This is a genomic window from Mycobacterium kubicae, assembly GCF_015689175.1.
Taxonomy (GTDB): domain Bacteria; phylum Actinomycetota; class Actinomycetes; order Mycobacteriales; family Mycobacteriaceae; genus Mycobacterium; species Mycobacterium kubicae.
The window spans coordinates 4,417,934-4,436,377 of sequence record NZ_CP065047.1 but is presented as its reverse complement, the minus strand read 5'-3'; the positions used below and the strand labels follow the sequence as shown (position 1 = coordinate 4,436,377).

Here is an 18,444-nt window from a genome sequence, read left to right as displayed (position 1 = left end):
ACACACTGGAACCATGGCTGCGCTGTCGGCGGTGGTGTTCACGCTCAGCGGTTGGCTCGGGCTGTATCTGCTGGCCCGCGACCCGCGTAAGCCGGTGCTGGTCTTGGCGGCGATCGGGCTGTCCGGCTTCGCCCTGGTGGTCGCGCTGGACGCCGTGCGGACCACCAGCGCGGCGCATGCCCAGTTACTCAGCCAGGTCGAGATCTACCTGGTCACCATCCCCAGCGTTGCCTGGTTCGCCGTGCTCGTCGAGCTGTCCCGCCCCTGCGACAGCGCCCGGGCGCGCACCCACCAGCTGGTGTTCGTGGCGGGCGTCGCGGCGTTGACCGTGTTCGGTGCGCACCTGGCAGGCAGTGTCGACGGGCCGTTGCGCGCCGGCCACCTGCTGATGTTCGCGGTCATCTCGGTCTCCACGCTCGCCGCGATGGTCGCGGCGTTGTTGCGGCCCGCGCAGCCCAGGCCCGTCATCGGCGTCGTCGTGGTGGCCACGCTGTTCTTCGCGTTGGGCAACGCCATCCTGATCATTCCGCTGGGGCTGGTGCCCAGCTGGCTCGCCCTGGCCTCGACGGGAGTCGACGTGCTGCTGCTGGGCGTGGCGGTGGCGTTGTGGGATGCGTTCGACGAGGGTCAGGCGTTGCGGGCCGACATGCTGCGCTCCTTCGCCGGGTCGGCCGCGGTCGCGCTGCTGTTCGGTGGTCAGGCGCTGGTCGGTCTGGCGGTCACCCGCGACGAGCCGTCCGCGCAGACGGCGCTGACCGTACTGCTGTTCACCAGCCTGGCCGTCGCGATCGCGGTGCAGGTGCTGGCCGACCCGCTGGCCGGGATCCTGGACCGGTTGGCGTTCTCGCGCTCACCTGCGCTGCGCGCCGACCGGGCGGCCCTGCGCAATACCGGGGCCGCCCTGCCGCTGCGGTCGGTCAACCCGCTCGAAGACGTCGACGACGAGGATTTCGTCCGGCTCACGCGCCGGGCGCTGGGCCACTACGGCGACTTGACCAAGCTGGTCGCCAGCCCGCTGACCGCGCTGCCCGTCATCGACGAGCGGCTGGCGGCGCGGGGCGCGCCCGATCACCCGCTGGAGCGGGCCAACGAACTCAAGGCCGTCCTCGCCGACGGCATCGCCCGCCTCAAGCCTCGCGACTGCGGTGACTTCGGCACCACCGAACAGTGGCGCTACTACAACTCCTTGTACTTCCCCTACGTGGTCGGTGTACGCGCCTACGCCCAGAACGCCACCGCGGCCGGTCTGGACCCGACAGCGCGGCAGGCCTGGCAGTGGTTGGTCACCGAGGTGCCGCAGCGTTCGCTGCACAACTGGCAGAATGCCGCCGCCCGGTTGATCGCCGCCGATCTGCGCGGCCGGGTGCGGGTCCCCAGCGAATAGTTGCAGACGCTGCGCGCGGAATCGGCGCAACGAGGAGCCGGGCCGTCGGGCCATCCGACTAAGCTCACCACCCTATGGCTGCCAAGGTTCCGCCCGCCAAAGTTGTGCGGGCACTAGAGATTGCCCGACACCACCTCGCCCGCCTCCATCGCCGCACGGTGCCGCCTCCGCTTGCCGTGATGGAGATGATGATCGAATCCTGGGCCGCCCAGGCGATCGCCGTGGCGACCGAACTCGGCATCGCCGATGCCCTGGCCAACGGGCCGTTGTCCGCCGACGAGCTGGCCGCCGCCGTCAACGCCGACGCCGGTGCGTTGCGGCGGCTACTTCGGGCGTTGATCAGCCGGGGCTTCTTCCGTCAACGCCGCGATGGCCGCTACGACCTCACACCACTCGCGGACACGCTGCGCCGCGACGCGGAGGTATCGGTTGCCGGGTGGGCCCGCTGGCTGGGTTCGCCGCAGCACCGCGAGCACTGGAGCCACCTGGCCGACGCGATCCGTTCCGGCCGGCCCGTCATTCCAGAACTGCGGGGACAGCCGCTCTTCGATTACCTGGCGTCCGAGCGCGAACTCGGCGAGATATTCAACGAGGCGATGACGAGCGGATCCGAAATTTCGATCGGACCGGTCGTCGCCGCCTACGACTTCAGCCCCTACTCGAAAATCGTCGATGTCGGCGGCGGGCACGGTCGGCTGCTCAGCGCCATCCTGGCCGCGACCCCGGGGGCGCGCGGCATCTTGTTCGACCAACCCCAGGTGGTGGCCGGGGCGCCAGCCGTCCTTGCCGAGCAGGGGGTGCAGGACCGAACCGAAATCGCCGAGGGTTCCTTCTTCGAATCGGTTCCTGCGGGTGGGGACGCGTACGTGCTCAAGCACGTGATTCACGACTGGGCCGACGACGACGCCATGCGGATCTTGAACAACGTCCGTCGCGCGGCCACGGTGGGCAGCCACGTGCTGCTCGTCGAATTCGTGGTGCCCAAACACAACCGGGATTACGTCGGCAACTGGCTCGATCTGGAGATGCTGCTCGCTCTGGACGCACGTGAGCGCACCGCCGCCGAGTACGGGCAACTGCTGTCCCGCGCCGGATTCCGCATGACGCGGGTGGTCCCGACGGCATGTCCGCTCAGCATTGTCGAGGCCGTCGCGGTCTAGTCCAGCGCTCGCGCTTGGGAATAGCGGGCTGAACCCGCTGGTCTTAGCTCTCGTGGCAGTAACTGGCAGTGCCACGCGTCGATCTGGCAGTGCTTTGACGGCACGCTCAAAGCTGATCGACAACCGCCACCGTGAGGAGCATGACATGACCGCTATCCCAGGCTCAGCTACCCGGCCGCTCTACGACTCGACGGATTCGCTGTTGCGTCTGGCCATGCGGGCCGACGCGACTTTGACGGGCCTGATGGGCCTGCTCGTCGCCGTCGCCGCCGACCCGATTTCGTCGCTGACCGGTTTGACGTCCGGTCAGGAGTACAGCATGGGCGCCTTCTTCGTCCTTTACGGCTTGGTGGTGTTCGGGTTGGCCGCGTTGCCGAACCTGCGCCGCGCCGGGATCGGCGTCGTGGTGGCCAACATCGTCTACACGCTGGCCGCCATCGTCGCCGCCGAGGTGGTGCCCATGACCGCGACCGGGGTGGCGGCCACCCTGGCCACCGGCGTCTACACAGCGGTGTTCGCCGGCCTGCAATACCTGGGAGTGCGCCGCCTGGCGGCGTGACTCCTTTCCCGCCGGTGCGGGGCGCCACCGCTTTACCTAGCGGTGTGCTGCCCCGCATTGGCCTGTTGCGGCCAGTTACAACTTGCGCAGGCGTAACCGGTTGATGGAGTGGTCGGCGTCCTTGCGTAACACCAGGGTGGCCCGGGGCCGGGTGGGCAGGATGTTCTCGACCAGGTTCGGCCGGTTGATGGACCGCCAGATCTCTCGCGCCGCGGCGACGGCTTTGGTGTCGTTGAGGGCCGAGTAGTGGTGGAAGTGCGATTCCGGATCGGCGAAGGCGGTCGAACGCATGGCCAGAAACCTCGACACGTACCACTGCTCGATGTCCTCGATGCGCGCGTCGACGTAGAGCGAGAAGTCGAACAGGTCCGACACCATCAAGGTGGGACCGGTCTGCAGGACGTTGAGCCCCTCCAAGATGAGGATGTCGGGGTGACGGACCACATGCTTGGCGCCGGGAATGATGTCGTAGTGCAGGTGCGAGTACACCGGCGCGCAGGCGTACTCGGACCCGGATTTCACCGAGGTGACGAACCGCAGTAGCGCCCTGCGGTTGTAGCTTTCGGGGAAACCCTTGCGGTGCATCAGGTTTCGCTGTTCCAGGTCGGCGTTGGGATACAGGAACCCGTCGGTGGTGACCAAGTCGACTCGGGGGTGGTGATCCCAGCGGGCCAACAGCGCTTGCAGCACCCGGGCGGTGGTCGATTTGCCGACCGCGACGCTGCCGGCCACGCCGATGATGAACGGCACCGGCCGGTCCGGGTTTTGTTGCGGCTCCCCGAGGAATTCTGCGGTGGCGGCGAACAGCCCCTGACGGGCGGCGACCTGCAAGTGAATGAGCCGGGCCAGCGGCAAGTAGACCTCTTCGACCTCCAGCAGGTCGATCTGCTCGCCCAGACCACGCAGCCCGACCAGTTCCTCCTCGGTGAGGGCCAGTGGGGTGGACATGCGCAGCGCGCGCCACTGCTTTCGGTCGAACTCGACATACGGGCTCGGCTCGCTAAGCCGGGGCATGGTGCCCAGTCTTACAGCAATACCTGCCGGCGTGGCGGTGGGGCCGACGAAATGGCGCCGCCGAACGCGGCCCGGCCGGGAAAGTGCCCCTGTTGATGTGCCAGGTGACGCGGTTTGCGCGCCTTGTCGCTGGTTGTCGCGCCGAGGTGGGCGAAATCACAGATGCCCCGAGAGGGGGCCGCTGTGACCGCTGAGGCACCAGAGGCGCGCCGGCTTGTTTCTGCTACGCAGCGGCGGCAATCCGCTGCCGCACGGCCGATAAACTGGCCTTCGTGACTGCCGCACCTGACGCCCGCACTTCTGCCACCGCAACGGCTTCCGTGATGTCCGCCCCGCTCGCCGAGGTCGACCCCGACATCGCCGAACTGCTGGGCAAGGAGCTCGGCCGCCAACGCGACACCCTCGAGATGATCGCTTCGGAGAACTTCGTCCCCCGCTCGGTGCTGCAGGCCCAGGGCAGCGTGCTGACCAACAAGTACGCCGAGGGGCTACCCGGGCGGCGCTATTACGGCGGCTGCGAATACGTCGACGTGGTGGAGAACATCGCCCGGGACCGGGCCAAGGCGTTGTTCGGCGCGGACTTCGCCAACGTGCAGCCGCATTCGGGCGCCCAGGCCAACGCGGCGGTGCTGCACGCGCTGATGTCGCCGGGCGAGCGGCTGCTGGGCCTGGACCTGGCCAACGGCGGTCACCTGACCCACGGCATGCGGCTGAACTTCTCCGGCAAGCTGTACGAGACCGGCTTCTACGGCGTCGACCCGACGACGCATCTGGTCGACATGGATGCAGTGCGGGCCCAAGCACTCGAATTCCGTCCCAAGGTGCTCATCGCCGGCTGGTCGGCTTATCCGCGCATCCTGGACTTCGCCGCGTTCCGGTCCATCGCCGACGAGGTGAACGCCAAATTGTGGGTGGACATGGCCCATTTCGCCGGCTTGGTCGCCGCCGGTTTGCACCCGTCGCCGGTGCCCCACGCCGATGTCGTGTCCACCACGATCCACAAAACGCTCGGCGGCGGTCGTTCCGGAATGATCCTGGGTAAGCAGGAGTACGCCAAGGCGATCAACTCGGCGGTGTTCCCCGGTCAGCAGGGCGGGCCGCTGATGCACATCATCGCCGGCAAGGCCGTCGCGCTGAAGATCGCCGGCACACCGGAATTTGCCGATCGACAGCAACGCACCCTGTCCGGTGCACGCATCATCGCCGACCGCCTGCTGGCCGACGACGTCGCGAAGGCCGGGGTGTCAGTGGTCAGCGGTGGCACCGACGTGCACCTGGTGCTGGTCGACCTGCGCAACTCCCCGCTGGACGGCCAGGCCGCCGAGGATCTGCTGCACGAGGTCGGCATCACGGTCAACCGCAACGCGGTCCCCAACGACCCGCGACCGCCGATGGTCACCTCTGGCCTGCGGATCGGGACACCTGCCCTGGCCACCCGCGGCTTCAGTGACGCGGAATTCAGCGAGGTCGCCGACGTCATCGCCACCGCGCTGGCCGCCGGACAGTCCGCGGACATCGCCGGTCTGCGGGAGCGGGTCACCCGGCTGGCGAGGGAGTTTCCGCTCTATGAGGGCCTCGAGGACTGGAGCCTCGTCGGCCGCTGATTTAGTCGCGACACGGACCGCGTGCCGATTTCATTTAACCTGTGTACGCGGGTTACAGTTACTTCATGGCACAGAAACCTGTACCTAACGCGCTGATCCTCGAACTCGAACCCGTGGTGGAGGAGAACTGGCACCGCCACCTCGGCACCGAAGACCTCTGGTTCGCCCATGACTACGTCCCGTTCGACCGCGGTGAGAACTTCGCGTTCCTCGGCGGACGCGACTGGGACCCGTCCCAGGCCACACTGCCCAGGGTCATCACCGACGCCTGCGAAATCCTGCTGATCCTCAAGGACAACCTCGCCGGACGTCACCGGGAACTGGTCGAGCACTTCATCCTCGAGGAGTACTGGGGCCGCTGGCTGGGCCGGTGGACCGCCGAGGAGCACCTGCACGCCATCGCGCTGCGCGAGTACCTGGTGGTGACCCGCGAGGTCGACCCGGTGGCCAATGAAGACGTCCGCGTGCAGCACGTGATCAAGGGCTACCGCGCCGACACCTACTCTCAGGTCGAGACGCTGGTGTACATGGCGCTCTACGAGCGCTCCATGGCCGTGTTCTGCCAGAACCTCGCCGCGCAGATCGAAGAGCCGATTCTGGCCGGATTGATCGACCGGATCGCCCGGGACGAGGCGCGCCATGAGTTGTTCTTCGCCAACCTCGTCGCGTACTGCCTGCGCTACACCCGCGACGAGACGATCGCGGCGATCGCCGCCCGCGCGGCCGATCTCGAGGTGGTGGGCGCCGACATCGACGCCTACGCCGACAAGGTGGAAAACGTGGCAGCGGCTGGGATTTTCGGCCCGGAGCACCTGCAACAGGTGATCACCGACCGGATCGCCGGGTGGGGCCTGACCGACGAACCGCAACTCAAGCAGTTCCTGGCGACCTAGCTGCCGAAGTCCACGGCGCGCCTGCGCTGCGGGGGTGTTGTCACCGGAGTAGCGTCGCATTCGATGGCCAGCGACAAGCTCAGCCAGGGCGGCACCTTCCGTCATACCAACGGCAGGACCGGCCCCGGTCCTGGTGCTGCATCTCCCGCCGACATGCTCGTGTGGGTCCGCCCGAGCGCCGTGAGCTCGAGGAGCGCCCCTTGACCGATATCCGGACGTATGTGCTCGACACCTCCGTACTGCTGTCCGACCCTTGGGCCTGCAGCCGGTTCGCTGAGCACGAGGTGGTGGTTCCGCTGGTGGTGATCAGCGAACTCGAAGCCAAGCGCCACCACCACGAGTTGGGCTGGTTCGCCCGTCAGGCGTTGCGGTTGTTCGACGACCTCCGGCTGGAGCACGGACGGTTGGATCAACCCATTCCGGTTGGCACCCAGGGTGGTTCGATGCACGTCGAGCTCAACCACACCGACCCGTCGGTCCTGCCTGCCGGCTTCCGCACCGACAGCAACGACTCGCGGATTCTCAGCTGCGCGGCCAACCTGGCCGCCGAGGGCAAACGAGTCACGTTGGTCAGCAAGGACATTCCGCTGCGGGTCAAGGCGGCGGCCGTCGGCCTGGCCGCCGATGAGTACCACGCCCAGGACGTCGTCGCCTCGGGCTGGTCGGGCATGCAGGAGATCGAGACGGCCGCCGAGGACATCGACGCGCTGTTCGCCGACGGGGAGATCGACCTGGCCGAAGCCCGGGATCTGCCCTGCCACACCGGGATTCGCTTACTCGGCGGCAGCTCGCACGCGCTGGGCCGGGTGACTCCGCACAAGCGGGTGCAGCTGGTGCGCGGGGACCGTGAGGTGTTCGGGCTGCGGGGCCGGTCGGCCGAACAGCGGGTCGCCCTGGAACTGCTGCTCGACGAATCGGTGGGCATCGTGTCGCTGGGCGGCAAAGCCGGCACCGGCAAGTCGGCGTTGGCCCTGTGCGCCGGACTGGAAGCGGTGCTGGAACGCCGCACCCAGCGCAAGGTTGTGGTCTTCCGCCCCCTGTACGCCGTCGGCGGCCAGGAACTCGGCTACCTGCCCGGCAGCGAGAGCGACAAGATGGGCCCGTGGGCCCAGGCGGTGTTCGACACGCTCGAGGGTCTGGCCAGCCCGGCCGTGCTCGACGAGGTGCTGTCGCGGGGGATGCTCGAGGTGCTGCCGTTGACCCACATCCGGGGCCGCTCGCTGCACGACTCATTCGTGATCGTCGACGAGGCGCAATCGCTGGAGCGCAACGTGCTGCTCACCGTGCTGTCGCGGCTGGGCACCGGGTCGCGGGTGGTGCTGACCCACGACATCGCCCAGCGCGACAACCTGCGCGTCGGCCGGCACGACGGGGTGGCCGCGGTGATCGAAAAGCTCAAGGGCCACCCGCTGTTCGCCCACATCACCTTGTTGCGCAGCGAACGTTCACCCATCGCGGCGCTGGTCACCGAGATGCTGGAAGAGATCACCGGGCCGCACTGAGCGGCCCCGCTTGAGCGTCCCGCGCCGAGCGTGCGTCGGCGGCGTCGAGTGGGTGTCGTGGGCGGAAATATCGACCGATCCCCGCCGTGACCGCACACTCGAGTGCCTGAGCGCGCACTGGCCGCCGGGTAAGCTTCGGTGGTGCCGAAACACCCCGACAACCAAGCCTGGCGCTACTGGCGCACGGTCTTCGGTGTCGTGGCAGCCGGCGCGGTGCTGGTGATCGGCGGCTTGACCGGGCACGTCACCCGCGCCGACAACCTCGACTGTTCGATGGTCAAGTGCGTTGCGCTGACCTTCGACGACGGGCCTGGTCCCTTCACCGACCGGCTACTGCAAATACTCAAGGACAACGACGCCAAGGCGACGTTCTTCCTCATCGGCAACAAGGTGGCGGCGAACCCCGCGGGCGCCAAGCGCATCGCCGAGGCGGGCATGGAAATCGGCAGCCATACCTGGGAACACCCGAACATGACCACGATCCCTGCCCAAGACATCGCCGGTCAGTTCTCCCGGGCCAACGACGCGATCACCGCGGCCACCGGCCAGACACCCAAGCTGTACCGCCCGGCCGGCGGTCTGTCCAACGACGCCGTGCACCAGACCGCCGCGAAGTTCGGCCAAGCCGAAATACTCTGGGACGTCATCCCTTTCGACTGGGCCAACGACTCCAACACCGCGGCCACCCGGCAGGTGCTGATGGCCCAGATCAAACCGGGCTCGGTGGTGTTGTTCCACGACACCTACAGCAGCACCGTCGACCTGGTCTACCAGTTCATCCCGGTGCTCAAAGCCAACGGCTACCGCCTGGTGACGGTGACCGAACTGCTCGGCCAACGCGCACCCGGCAGCAGCTACGGCAGCCGGGAGAACGGTCCACCGGTCAACCAACTGCACGACATCGCACCCAGCGACATCCCGCGGCTGCCCAACACGCCCTCGCCCAAGCCGATGCCCAATTTCCCCATCACCGACATTCCCGGGCAAAACTCGGGTGGACCGAATAACGGCGCCTGACACAGCAGTTACCTTGTTAGCGTGAGCAAGGCAGGCCTGTCTCGTAACGAGCAGCCTAAGTCGGCCGTGAAATTGTCGATTCAGTACGGTGTCGACCTGGCCGTGGGTTATCTGCTCGCTGTCATCGAGGCCTCCGCCATCCTCATTCCGCTGCGCGGTCAGACGTCCGCGGCCGCCAATGTCGACTTCGCCGAAGAGAACACCACCTTGTTGGTGGTACTGGTGCTGGCGGGAACATTGTTCGTGGCGGTGGCCGGAGTGCTGAGCCTGGCGCCGACGCTGCGTTGGTACGTGGCCGGAGAAGAGCCGAGCGTCGAACAACGCGACGCGGCAATCAAATTGGCCGGTCGCCAATCGATCATCCTGTCCGGGGCGTGGGCGATCTGCGGGGCCATCCTGCTGCTGACCAGTCTCTACCGCGGCGCCGCGCTGCTGATCCCCGTCCTGTTGGGTGTGGTGCTCGGCGGTGCCGCCGCCGCCGGAACGGGCTTGCTGCTCGCCCAGCGCACCCTGCGGCCGATCATGACCGTCGCCACCCGTGGGTGCGAGCCGCGCCTGGCGGTGCCGGGTGTGTTCGCGCGGCTCGTGCTGATGTGGTTTCTGTGCAGCGCGCTGCCCATCGGTGTGATCGTCATCTTCGTCGTGCTGCGTTCTTACGGTTGGATTTTCGACAAGTCGACATCGCTGGATGTACCGGTTCTGGTGGTGTCCATGGCAGCGCTGGTACTGGGCCTACCGATGATGATCTTGACGTCGCGCTCCATTTCCGACCCGGTCGGTGACGTGGCGGACGCGATGGCCGAGGTGGAGCACGGGCACATCGGCACCTATGTCGGGGTCTACGAGCGGTCCCAAATCGGCCGCCTGCAAACGGGATTCAACCGCATGGTCGCCGGGCTTGCCGAGCGCGACCGGCTGCGCGACCTGTTCGGTCGCCACGTCGGTGCCGATGTGGCTCGCCGCGCCGTGGAAGAGGGTGCCACGCTGTCCGGCGACGTGGTGGAGGCGGCGGTCCTGTTCATAGATCTGGTCGGCTCCACCCAACTGGCGGAAAGCCGCCCGCCTCAAGAGGTTGCCGACGTGCTCAACGACTTCTTCTGCATCGTGGTGGAGACCGTTGACGAATACCAGGGCCTGATCAACAAATTCGAAGGTGACGCCGCGTTGGTCGTCTTCGGCGCGCCGCTGCGCGCTGACCAACCGGCGTCGGCGGCGCTGGCAACCGCACGGGCGCTGCGGATGAAGCTGAGCCGGCTTCCCGTCGTCGACTTCGGCATCGGCGTCTCGGCGGGACGCGTCTTCGCCGGCAACATCGGAGCCGAAAACCGTTACGAGTACACGGTGATCGGCAACGCGGTCAACGAGGCCGCCCGCCTGGCCGACCTCGCCAAGACCTCCGACCAACGCATCCTGTGCGCGGCCGCTGCCATCGACTGCGCCGACGACGCCGAACGTGAGCGTTGGGCCGAGTGCTATTCCACGGTGCTGCGCGGGCGTTCGGAGCCTACGCACGTCCTGACGCCGGCCGGCGTCGACTGAGCACCTACTTGGCTACCTTCAGCCCCGCGATCACCTGGTTGACAATGCCCTGCGAGGCGGCGTCGCCGATGGGCGTCGCGCCCAAGAACACCGTCACCGGCTTGGTGGCCACCGCGATGATGGTCACCGAGTCACCGCGGACCCCGCGTGCGGTGTCCCCGATCGCGATGTCGGCGTCCACCCGGGCGGCCTTGACGCCGTCGACGGTCAGCGACGACGTCTTGGCGGGGCCCAAGCTGGGCTGTGACTGCGAGTAACCGGGTCCGTTGGCCACGCACTGGATCAACTTGGACGCTTGGGCGCCGATGTCCATGCTGGTGACGAAATTCGTCACCGCGACCTCGACCTGCATCATCCACTGGTTGGCGCCGGGCACCTCGGCGCCCACGCCCACGGCCCCGATCAGGTTGGGGTTCTGGTCGTCGGAGAACGGCGCCCAACCGGGTGCCGCGCTGGCCGGAAACGACAGCTTGCCGGCGGTGATCGTGGCGCCGGTCGGCTTGTCACCGCCGGACACGTTGGGCGTGCAGTCGGTGGCGGTCTGCTGGGTGCCACCGGGCTCGGATGTCGGCGCGCTGGTCGTCTCCGAGGTAGTGGCGTTGTTGGAGTTGTTGTCGCCACTCAACGCGATCGCCAGCACCACCACCAGCGCGATCACGCCGACGATCGCGATACCGGCGACGATCAGCCACGGCGTCTTGTTGCTCGGCGGCTTCGGGGGCTGCCCGGGTCCGTACGGGCCGCCCGGCCAGCCCGGGGGAGGCTGCTGTCCGGGTGGGCCGTACTGCTGGGGTGGGTAACCGCCCGTCGCGTAGGGATCCATGCCGCCCTGCGGGTTCGGGTACGGGCCACTTTGCGGGTACTGGGGGTAGGGGCCGCTTGGCGGTTGACCACCCCAATAAGGTTGCTGCCCATACGGATTGGCTCCGTAGGGATCCTGGCCGTACGGGCCGCCGGGGGGAACCGTCATTGCTGAACTAACCTCGCTTCTGGCTTAATCCTGGGCCACTCGTGCCATGGCCAGCACGTCGAGGCGTTTGTCCAACTCCTCGATCGACAGCTTGTCGCCGATCAATCCGCGATCGATCACGGCTTGGCGGATGGTCTTTCGTTCCTTGAGCGCCTGTTTGGCCACCGCGGCGGCCTCTTCGTAACCGATCGCCGAGTTCAGCGGCGTCACGATGGACGGCGACGATTCGGCCAGCTCGCGCAGCCGGTCCACATTGGCCACCAACCCGACGATGCAGCGTTCGGCGAAGAGCCGGGACACGTTGGTCAGCAGCTTGAACGACTCCAAGATGTTGCGCGCCATCATCGGGATGTAGACATTGAGCTCGAACGCGCCGCTGGCGCCGCCCCACGCGACCGCCGCATCGTTACCGATCACCTGGGCTGCTACCTGGGTAACCGCTTCGGGCAGAACGGGGTTCACCTTGCCCGGCATGATCGAGCTGCCCGGTTGCAGGTCCGGCAGCTGGATCTCGGCCAGGCCGGTGAGCGGTCCGGATCCCATCCAGCGGACGTCGTTGGCGATCTTGGTCAGCGACACCGCGATGGTGCGCAACGCACCGGATGCCTCGACCAATCCGTCGCGCGCCGCCTGGGCTTCGAAAGAGTTTGCCGCCGTGCGCAATTCCGACAGGCCGGTCCGGTCGACCAGCACCGAGACCACCTTGACGCCGAAGTTCTCCGGGGCGTTGAGTCCGGTGCCCACCGCGGTGCCGCCGATGGCCAGCTCGCCCAGCCGGGGCAGGCAACCGCGCACGCGCTCGATGCCGGCCTCCACCTGGCGGGCATAGCCGCTGAATTCCTGACCGAGGGTCACCGGTACGGCATCCATCAGGTGGGTGCGGCCCGACTTCACCACCGTCTGCCACTCCAGCGCCTTGTCCGACAACGCTTCGTGCAGCTGCTCGAGAGCCGGAATCAGGTGCACCACCGCGGCTTCGGTGGCCGCGATGTGGGTGGCGGTGGGAAAGGTGTCGTTGGACGACTGCGACATGTTGACGTCGTCGTTGGGGTGCACCTTGACCCCGTTGCGGGCGGCGATGGACGCGATCACCTCGTTGGTGTTCATGTTGGAACTGGTGCCCGAGCCGGTCTGAAACACGTCGATGGGGAATTGGTCGTCGTGTTGCCCGTCGGCGATTTCAGCCGCTGCGGCCATGATCGCGTCGGCCTTCTCCGCGTCCAGCAACCCGAGGTCCTTGTTGACTTGTGCGCAAGCACCTTTGAGCAGTCCCAGCGCACGGATCTGAGTGCGCTCCAAGCCGCGGCCGGAAATCGGGAAGTTCTCCACCGCACGCTGAGTCTGGGCGCGCCACAAGGCTTTTGCCGGCACCCGGACCTCGCCCATGGTGTCGTGCTCGATGCGGTATTCGGTGTCGTTCTCGCCGGCGTCAGCGGCCATCGGTGAGTTCCTTGCTATGTGGTGTTGTCAGGGCAGGGGATAGGCGGCAGTGCTGTCGCCGGTGAAGTCGATGGCGGAGTACTCGGTGAGCTTCGAAAGCCGGTGGTAGGCCTCGATCATCCGGACGGTGCCCGACTTGGAACGCATGACGATCGATTGGGTGGTGCAGCCGCCGGGTTGGTAACGAACGCCTTTGAGCAAGTCGCCGTCGGTGACTCCGGTGGCGCAGAAGAAGACGTTCTCGCCGGACACCAGGTCCTCGGTGGTCAGCACCCGGTCGACGTCGTGGCCGGCGTCGAGGGCCTTGCGGCGTTCGGCCTCGTCCTTGGGTGCGAGCTGGGCCTGGATGGCGCCACCCATGCAGCGGATCGCCGCCGCGGTGATGATGCCTTCCGGGGTGCCGCCGATACCGGCCAGCATGTCGGTGCCCGAGCCCGGCCGGCAGGCCGAGATGGCACCGGCGACGTCACCGTCGGTGATCAGCCGGATGCGGGCGCCGGTGGCCCGGACGTCCTCGATGAGCTGGGCGTGCCGCGGCCGGTCCAGGATGCACACCGTCATGTCCCGCACCGACAACTCCTTGACGCGGGCGACCGCCCGCACGTTTTCGGCGATCGGGGCGGTGATGTCCAGGACGTGCGCGGCGTCGGGTCCGACGACGATCTTGTTCATGTAGAACACCGCCGACGGGTCGAACATCGAGCCGCGATCGGCCACCGCCAGCACCGAGATGGCGTTGGGCATGCCCTTGCTCATCAGCGTGGTGCCGTCGATCGGGTCGACGGCGAAGTCGCATTCCGGGCCGTCGCCGTTGCCGACTTCTTCGCCGTTGTACAGCATCGGCGCGTCGTCTTTCTCGCCCTCGCCGATCACCACCACGCCTCGCATCGACACCGAATTGACCAGCTCACGGATGGCGTCGACCGCCGCGCCGTCACCGCCCTCCTTGTCGCCGCGGCCGACCCAGCGGCCCGCGGCCATGGCACCGGCCTCGGTGACCCGCACCAGCTCCAAGGCCAGGTTGCGGTCAGGCGCTTCCTTTCGGGGTGGCCGACCCTCAGCAGTCATGGTGGGGATTCTCCCAGAAGCGAAACCCTCGACTGGAGCTGGGATACTTGGGGAGTGACCGCAGAGCCGCAGCCGACGCCCAAGCCGGCCAAACCACGGTTGCTGCAGGACGGTCGGGACATGTTCTGGTCGCTGGGACCGCTGGTGATCGGGTGCATCCTGCTGGCGGGCCTGGTGGGAATGTGTTCCTTGCAGCCGGGTGGCACCAACCGAGGCACCATCCCGTCCTACGACGCGGCGACGGCGTTGCGGGCCGATGCGGCCTCACTCGGGTTCCCGATCCGGTTACCCAAACTTCCCGCCGGCTGGCAGCCCAACTCCGGCAGTCGCGGCAACATCGAAAACGGTCGCACCGACAGCGCGGCCGGTCAGCGGCTCAACGCCGTCACCTCGGTGGTGGGCTACATCAGCCCCACGGGCATGTATCTGAGCCTGACCCAGAGCAACGCCGACGAGGACAAGTTGGTCGGTTCGATCCATCCCGGCATGTTCCCCAGCGGCACCGTGGACGTGTCCGGCACCAACTGGGTGGTCTATGAAGGCTCCGACGACAAGGGCGCGGTCGAACCGGTGTGGACCACGAGGCTGGCCAGCCCGGCCGGGCCCACTCAGATCGCGATCACCGGCGCCGGCAGCACCGATCAGTTTCGTACGCTGGCGGCGGCGACCCAATCCCAGCCGCCGCTACCTAGCCGATAGAAGGAACGCAAGCGTGAGCGGACCCGAAGCAGATCTGACCGGTTGGACCGCAACACCCTTCACCGCGGCCGGATACACCCACGACGTTTACCGCAACGGTTCGGGCCCCGGGGTGGTGCTCATCCCGGAACTGCCCGGCATCCACCCGGGTGTGCTCGGTCTGGGTAATCACCTCGTCGACAACGGGTTCACCGTGGCCATTCCGTCGCTGTTCGGCGAGCCGGGCCGGCCCGTGTCCGTCGGCTACACCGTGGCCGAGATCACCCGCGTGTGTGTGGCACGAGAATTCGCCGCACTGGCCACCGACAAGCAGCGGCCTGTCGCGGCTTACCTGCGCGCGTTGGCCCGCGACCTCAACGCCTCCACTCCGGGCAAGGGCGTCGGCGTCATCGGCCAGTGCTTCACCGGCGGGTTCGCACTGGCCGCCGCGGTCGACGACAGCGTGCTGGCGCCGGTGCTCAGCCAACCGTCGGTTCCGTTCCCTTTCACCCCGGCGCAGCGCCGCGACCCGGGCATGAGCGAAGTGGAGCTCAACGTCGTCGTCGACCGGTGCGCCAACGATGGCTTGTGCGCGTTGGGATTACGGTTCAGCGCGGACAAGTTGGCGCCGGCCGAACGGTTCGCCACGCTCAAGCGCCGCCTCGGAGATGCGTTCGAAGTCATCGAGATCGACTCCAACCCGGGCAACGAGCACGGGTTCGGCCGGATGGCCCACTCGGTGCTCACCGACGAAGTGCGAGAGGTCGACGGCCAGCCCGCCTACGAAGCCCGCAAGCGGGTCGTCGAGTTCCTCACTGAGCGGTTGGCTGACTCTCCTTAGCTTGAGTCTTTTTGCGCGAGAACCAGTTTCGACGCACCGGCACGTCCTCTATGGGTTTGAGCTCGACGCCCTTGTACACCGCCAGGTAGACGTCCAGGGTGGTGACGATCAGGATCATCAACACCGGACCGATGATGATGCCCCACGGGCCGAACATGGCGATGCCGGCGAACACCGAGAGCAACATCAGCGCCGAGTTCAACCTGGCGTCGCGCGCCACCAGGATGGGGCGCAGGAAGTTGTCGATGTTGGTGACCACCACCAGATGCCAGGCCACGACGAAGATGCCGCCGGCGATGTTGCCGAAGAAGATCATCCCGATGCCGAACGGGATGGTCACGATCCCGCCGCCCAACGGAATGATCGACAACGCGGTCAGCACGATGGCGAAGATGAAGAAGCCGTGGTGAAAGCCCGCGATATAGATCGACGCGGCGCCGGCGACACCTTGGCAGAACGCGATGACGAACTGGCCGTTCACCGTGCCGCGCACCATCGAACCCATCTTGCGCAGGTACAGGTCGGTGACTTCCTCACCGAGCGGGTTCAGTTGGCCGAGCAGGGTGCGCAACTTCTCCCGGTTGGTCAGCAGCGCGACGAAGACGTACAGGAAGATGATCGCCGAGGTGATGACGCCCGCCAGGCTTCCCGCGGTGTGCTGCAGCACACCCAGTAACCAGTGACCGGCCGTCTGCGCAGCGGTGACCATCGCCTTGCGCAGCGTGTCGGCGGTCACCGTGACATGCACGAACGGCACCCGGGCCAGCAGGTCGTTGACGAGTTGCAGAGCCTTGTCGCCGATGCCGTTGGGACCGGTGGATTTGACCCATCCAGCGACGGAGTCGACCATCCGGGCGATCTGGAATATCGCCAACGTGATGACCAGTGCGACCGGGATGGCGACGATCGTCAGCGCCGACACCACCGTGCAGGCCGCCGACCAGCCGGTATTGAGGCGCTTGTGGAACCAGTCGAACAGCGGCGTGAACAGATACGCCCCGACCGCGGCCACCACGATGAGAACGAAGTAGTCGCGCAGGAAGTAGGCGCCGAACGCCACCGCGAAGAGCGTGGCGATCGCCAGCGCGCGTTTCTGGGTGAGCGTGAATTCGGTGTTCATGCCGGAACCGAGACCGTCCTCCGCGTCGGTGTGAAGCGCGCTCCGTAACCTTAGCTGTTAACAGGTGCCCTTGGGTTCATGCGCGAGCGGGGAGTGCCACCGCTTCGCAGGAGGAAAAGTATGACTGTGGTCGAAACGACCTACGGACCCGTCCGCGGTTGCCAGGACGGCTCTGTGAAGGTCTGGAAAGGCATTCGGTTCGCGGCCGCACCCGTCGGCGACCTGCGGTTTCGGGCGCCGGAGCCACCGGAGCGGTCGGCTGAGGTCGTCGACGCCACCGAGTTCGGGCCGGCCTGCCCCCAGGCAGTGGTGCCCAGGATGCCGCTCGAACTGGGGGCCCCGCTGGGCGAGGACTGTTTGCGGCTGAACGTCTGGGCGCCGGCCGGCGTCGAGCCCGGTGCGGGCAAGCCGGTGATGGTCTGGCTGCACGGGGGCGCCTACGTGCTGGGGTCGGCCAGTCAACCGCTCTACGACGCCCGCGCGTTGGTGAGCAACGGAGACGTCATCGTCGTCACGCTCAACTACCGCATCGGCGCGCTGGGTTTTCTGGACCTGTCGTCGTTCAGCACCTGGCAGCGGCCGTTCGACTCCAACATCGGGCTGCGCGACGTGTTGGCGGGGTTGGCGTGGGTCCGCGACAACATCGCGGCATTCGGCGGTAATCCGGCCAATGTCACCGTATTCGGGGAATCCGCCGGTGCCGGGCTGGTCACCACGCTGCTCGCCTGCCCTGCGGCCGAAGGACTGTTCGTGCGCGCGATCGCCCAAAGCTCACCGGCCACGTCGGTGTACGACCGGGACCGGGGGCGCCGGGTCACCTTGGCCGTGCTGGACAAGTTGGGAATCGGTGCCGCCGAGGCGCGGAAAGTGGCGGAGGTGCCGACGGCGGCGCTCGTCGCCGCGACCAACGAGGTCTTCAACGAGGTGCCCGTCAGCAACCCGGGCACTTTGGCTTTCGTCCCCATCGTCGACGGAGACCTGCTGCACGGCCAGCCCGTCAAGCTGGCGCAGGAAGGCCGGCTCCTGCCGATCCCGCTGATCATCGGCACCAACAAGCACGAGGCGGCGCTCTTCCGGTTGATGCGATCACCGCTGATGCCGATCACCCCAAACGCCATCACGTCGATGTTCGACCAGATCGGCGCCGAACAACCGGATCTGCAGTTGCCCAGCGTGCAGGAGATCGGGTCGGCATATTCGGGCCGGCAGAAGTCGCGCACAGTCAGCATGGCCACCGACATCGGTTTCCGGTTGCCCTCGGTGTGGCTGGCCGACGGTCACAGCGCGGTGGCGCCGGTGTACATGTACCGGTTCGACTATGCGACGCCGTTGTTCAAACTGCTGCTGGTCGGGGCCGCACATGCCACCGAATTGCCTTATGTGTGGGGCAATCTCGGTGGGCCCCACGATGTGACGTTGAAGCTGGGTGGTGCCAAGACCGCGATGGCGGTGTCCGCGCGGATGCAAACGCGGTGGATCAACTTCGCGGTACACGGTGAGCCCGAGGGCCCACCCGGTGAACCGCGCTGGCCGCGATACGCCGCAGCCGACCGTGCCTGCCTGGTCATCGACAAACGCGACACCATCAAGCACGACGTCGACGCCCGCATCCGCGGCGCCTGGGGCGATGAGATGGTGAGTTTCCGCTGAGGGCT

16 protein-coding genes are annotated in these 18,444 nt (G+C 67.1%); 11 read left to right on the top strand and 5 right to left on the bottom strand.

Annotated elements, in window-relative coordinates:
* Positions 1-13 precede the first annotated feature (13 nt).
* From I2456_RS20685 to I2456_RS20675, 3 genes are all read left to right on the top strand, one after another.
* Positions 14-1,384, top strand: a complete 1,371-nt coding sequence (locus I2456_RS20685; protein WP_085073975.1) for a hypothetical protein — start codon at positions 14-16, stop codon at positions 1,382-1,384.
* Between the two features lie 74 nt (positions 1,385-1,458).
* Positions 1,459-2,544: a methyltransferase gene (locus I2456_RS20680; protein WP_085073974.1), complete on the top strand. Its 1,086-nt coding sequence runs from the start codon at positions 1,459-1,461 to the stop codon at positions 2,542-2,544.
* A gap of 145 nt (positions 2,545-2,689) precedes the next feature.
* Entirely contained in the window at positions 2,690-3,103 is a 414-nt protein-coding gene (locus I2456_RS20675; protein ID WP_068028206.1) for a hypothetical protein, read from the top strand.
* Between the two features lie 75 nt (positions 3,104-3,178).
* On the opposite strand, the gene coaA is transcribed toward I2456_RS20675, so the two are convergent.
* Complete coding sequence (gene coaA / locus I2456_RS20670) at positions 3,179-4,117, bottom strand: type I pantothenate kinase (RefSeq protein WP_068027569.1); 939 nt, start codon at positions 4,115-4,117, stop codon at positions 3,179-3,181.
* 323 nt (positions 4,118-4,440) lie between these two features.
* On the opposite strand from coaA, the gene glyA reads away from it, so the two are divergent.
* The 5 genes from glyA (at position 4,441) to I2456_RS20645 (ending at position 10,672) form a co-directional block, all read left to right on the top strand.
* Complete coding sequence (gene glyA, locus I2456_RS20665) at positions 4,441-5,721, top strand: serine hydroxymethyltransferase (protein ID WP_085073973.1); 1,281 nt, start codon at positions 4,441-4,443, stop codon at positions 5,719-5,721.
* A 65-nt stretch (positions 5,722-5,786) separates the two neighbouring features.
* Entirely contained in the window at positions 5,787-6,614 is an 828-nt protein-coding gene (locus I2456_RS20660) for an acyl-ACP desaturase (protein ID WP_068161062.1), read from the top strand.
* Between the two features lie 200 nt (positions 6,615-6,814).
* Positions 6,815-8,116: a PhoH family protein gene (locus tag I2456_RS20655; protein ID WP_068161064.1), complete on the top strand. Its 1,302-nt coding sequence runs from the start codon at positions 6,815-6,817 to the stop codon at positions 8,114-8,116.
* A gap of 141 nt (positions 8,117-8,257) precedes the next feature.
* Positions 8,258-9,133 (top strand): polysaccharide deacetylase family protein, encoded by an 876-nt coding sequence (locus I2456_RS20650; protein WP_085073972.1) that lies wholly within the window; start codon positions 8,258-8,260, stop codon positions 9,131-9,133.
* 72 nt (positions 9,134-9,205) lie between these two features.
* On the top strand, positions 9,206-10,672 hold the full coding sequence (locus I2456_RS20645; protein WP_371869973.1) for an adenylate/guanylate cyclase domain-containing protein: 1,467 nt from the start codon (positions 9,206-9,208) through the stop codon (positions 10,670-10,672).
* A 4-nt stretch (positions 10,673-10,676) separates the two neighbouring features.
* Here the strand turns inward: I2456_RS20645 and I2456_RS20640 are convergent, their stop codons facing one another.
* The 3 genes from I2456_RS20640 to glpX are packed head-to-tail and all read right to left on the bottom strand — an operon-like array spanning position 10,677 to position 14,150.
* Positions 10,677-11,642, bottom strand: a complete 966-nt coding sequence (locus tag I2456_RS20640) for a hypothetical protein (protein WP_085073971.1) — start codon at positions 11,640-11,642, stop codon at positions 10,677-10,679.
* Positions 11,643-11,666: 24 nt separating this feature from the next.
* On the bottom strand, positions 11,667-13,082 hold the full coding sequence (locus tag I2456_RS20635) for a class II fumarate hydratase (protein ID WP_068027582.1): 1,416 nt from the start codon (positions 13,080-13,082) through the stop codon (positions 11,667-11,669).
* A gap of 27 nt (positions 13,083-13,109) precedes the next feature.
* Complete coding sequence (gene glpX, locus I2456_RS20630) at positions 13,110-14,150, bottom strand: class II fructose-bisphosphatase (protein WP_085073970.1); 1,041 nt, start codon at positions 14,148-14,150, stop codon at positions 13,110-13,112.
* 54 nt (positions 14,151-14,204) lie between these two features.
* Between glpX and I2456_RS20625 the strand changes: the two genes are divergently transcribed.
* Together I2456_RS20625 and I2456_RS20620 are read left to right on the top strand one after the other, a co-directional pair.
* Positions 14,205-14,849: a DUF4245 domain-containing protein gene (locus I2456_RS20625; RefSeq protein ID WP_085073969.1), complete on the top strand. Its 645-nt coding sequence runs from the start codon at positions 14,205-14,207 to the stop codon at positions 14,847-14,849.
* A 13-nt stretch (positions 14,850-14,862) separates the two neighbouring features.
* Complete coding sequence (locus I2456_RS20620) at positions 14,863-15,669, top strand: dienelactone hydrolase family protein (RefSeq protein ID WP_068027591.1); 807 nt, start codon at positions 14,863-14,865, stop codon at positions 15,667-15,669.
* On the opposite strand, the gene I2456_RS20615 is transcribed toward I2456_RS20620, so the two are convergent.
* Entirely contained in the window at positions 15,641-16,789 is a 1,149-nt protein-coding gene (locus I2456_RS20615) for an AI-2E family transporter (protein ID WP_085073968.1), read from the bottom strand. The genes I2456_RS20620 and I2456_RS20615 overlap by 29 nt on opposite strands.
* Before the next feature lie 120 nt (positions 16,790-16,909).
* Between I2456_RS20615 and I2456_RS20610 the strand changes: the two genes are divergently transcribed.
* Positions 16,910-18,439 (top strand): carboxylesterase/lipase family protein, encoded by a 1,530-nt coding sequence (locus I2456_RS20610; protein WP_085073967.1) that lies wholly within the window; start codon positions 16,910-16,912, stop codon positions 18,437-18,439.
* Positions 18,440-18,444 lie beyond the last annotated feature (5 nt).

Coding starts and splice junctions, on each gene's coding strand:
- glpX (WP_085073970.1), bottom strand. CDS start 14,150: ATGACTGCTGAGGGTCGGCCACCCCGAAAGGAAGCGCCTGACCGCAAC.
- coaA (WP_068027569.1), bottom strand. CDS start 4,117: ATGCCCCGGCTTAGCGAGCCGAGCCCGTATGTCGAGTTCGACCGAAAG.
- I2456_RS20680 (WP_085073974.1), top strand. CDS start 1,459: ATGGCTGCCAAGGTTCCGCCCGCCAAAGTTGTGCGGGCACTAGAGATT.
- I2456_RS20615 (WP_085073968.1), bottom strand. CDS start 16,789: ATGAACACCGAATTCACGCTCACCCAGAAACGCGCGCTGGCGATCGCC.
- I2456_RS20610 (WP_085073967.1), top strand. CDS start 16,910: ATGACTGTGGTCGAAACGACCTACGGACCCGTCCGCGGTTGCCAGGAC.
- I2456_RS20685 (WP_085073975.1), top strand. CDS start 14: ATGGCTGCGCTGTCGGCGGTGGTGTTCACGCTCAGCGGTTGGCTCGGG.
- I2456_RS20675 (WP_068028206.1), top strand. CDS start 2,690: ATGACCGCTATCCCAGGCTCAGCTACCCGGCCGCTCTACGACTCGACG.
- I2456_RS20635 (WP_068027582.1), bottom strand. CDS start 13,082: ATGGCCGCTGACGCCGGCGAGAACGACACCGAATACCGCATCGAGCAC.
- I2456_RS20640 (WP_085073971.1), bottom strand. CDS start 11,642: ATGACGGTTCCCCCCGGCGGCCCGTACGGCCAGGATCCCTACGGAGCC.
- glyA (WP_085073973.1), top strand. CDS start 4,441: ATGTCCGCCCCGCTCGCCGAGGTCGACCCCGACATCGCCGAACTGCTG.
- I2456_RS20660 (WP_068161062.1), top strand. CDS start 5,787: ATGGCACAGAAACCTGTACCTAACGCGCTGATCCTCGAACTCGAACCC.